The following is a 606-nucleotide window of genomic DNA, read 5'->3' on the forward strand; positions in this document are numbered from 1 at the left end:
ACCCACCGCGCGCCTGGTCGAACACTGCGCGCACCGCAGGCTGCTGCTCATCCTCGACAACTGCGAGCACGTCATCGAGGCGGCGGCCGAACTCGCCGAGACCCTGCTCACGCACTGCCCGCAGGTCACCGTGCTCGCCACCAGCCGCGAGCCGCTCGGCGTGCCGGGCGAGGCGGTGCGCCCCGTGGAGCCGCTGGCGCCCGCGCCGGCGCACCAGTTGTTCGCCGAGCGCGCCGCGGTCGTGCGGCCGGGCTTCGACCCGGCGCGCGACCCGGAGACGGCCGGGGCGGTCGCCGAGATCTGTCGCAGGCTGGACGGTCTGCCGCTGGCCATCGAACTCGCCGCGGCCCGGCTGCGGATGCTGTCGCCGCGCCAGATCGCGGACCGGCTCGACGACCGGTTCCGCCTGCTCACCAGCGGTAGCCGGACCGTACTGCCGCGCCAGCAGACGCTGCGCGCGGTGGTCGACTGGTCGTGGGACCTGCTCGACGAGCGCGAGCGCACCGTGCTGCTCCGCGCCTCGGTCTTCGCCGGCGGGTGGGACCTGTCGGCGGCGGAGGCGGTCTGCTCGGACGCGCCGCCCGAGCCGCCCGCGCGCCCCGACTC

At 76.4% G+C, this 606-nt stretch carries 1 pseudogene; it reads left to right on the forward strand.

Features of this window, described 5'->3' with window-relative positions:
- Nucleotides 1–606: pseudogene (locus tag KUM32_RS42810) on the forward strand (LuxR family transcriptional regulator); the annotation flags it as partial.

It is taken from the genome of Streptomyces sp. AC627_RSS907 (assembly GCF_019049165.1).